The organism is Allorhizobium sonneratiae, from assembly GCF_023700755.1.
Taxonomy (GTDB): Bacteria; Pseudomonadota; Alphaproteobacteria; order Rhizobiales; family Rhizobiaceae; genus Allorhizobium; species Allorhizobium sonneratiae.
Map to the genome: position 1 here is coordinate 1 of NZ_JAMKOJ010000033.1, position 895 is coordinate 895.

Annotated in this window: 2 protein-coding genes; both read left to right on the forward strand. The window is 53.1% G+C overall.

Annotated elements, in window-relative coordinates:
* The coding region (locus NAC44_RS21140; RefSeq protein WP_274706995.1) for a flagellin at nt 1-354 on the forward strand (354 nt) is incomplete at its 5' end.
* A gap of 283 nt (nt 355-637) precedes the next feature.
* Nucleotides 638-895: flagellin N-terminal helical domain-containing protein (locus NAC44_RS21145; RefSeq protein ID WP_476726968.1), on the forward strand; the 258-nt coding region annotated here is incomplete at its 3' end.

Below are 895 nucleotides of genomic sequence, written 5' to 3' on the forward strand. Positions count from 1 at the left end.
TACTACCTGATCAGCTCGGCTGCCGGTACGGGTTCGGGTACGGAAGTCTCGCTCAGCTCCTCCACCTCCGACTCCGCCATCGACGGCATGGTCTCTGCAGTGGACAAGATGCTGTCGAACATGACCGACGCAGCTTCGACAATCGGCGCGACCAAGAGCCGCATCGAAACCCAGTCGAGCTTTGCCAAGGATCTCAGCGATACCATCACCGAAGGCGTAGGCCGCCTGGTAGACGCCGATATGAACGAGGAGTCGACCAAGCTCAAGGCTCTGCAGACCCAGCAGCAGCTTGGTATTCAGGCTCTTTCGATTGCCAACTCCAACTCGGAAAACATCCTGTCGCTCTTCCGCTAAGAGTGGTTTACAGGCCGCTTGCGGGCGGTTTTGCAATAAGACAATGGCCGGGACTTTCCCGGCCATTGTCTTTTTATGGAGTCTTCAAGAATCATTTCTCTGGAAAATATGCGCGAATAGCTCGTAACTTTAGGATGCGGTTAACCTTAATGGTGTTCAATGAAATCATTAAGACGGTAGGTTAACCTTACGTAAACATTGGTTAATTGCATGAAGCCCACTGCCGTCTGCCGGGAGTTCCGGCATGTCCCTTCCGTTATAAAGTCCAAAAGGGGCAGTGCCTATGACGAGTATTATGACGAATAACGCTGCAATTGCAGCGCTTTCTACCCTGCGTACCATTAACGACAGCATGGACAAGACGCAGAGTGCGATTTCGTCCGGTTACAAAGTAGAAAAAGCATCTGACAACGCCGCTTACTGGTCTATCGCCACGACCATGCGCTCCGACAACAAGGCGCTGTCTGCCGTTCAGGACGCCATCGGCCTTGGTTCTGCCAAGACCGACACCGCCTATACCGGTATGGAATCGGCCATCGAC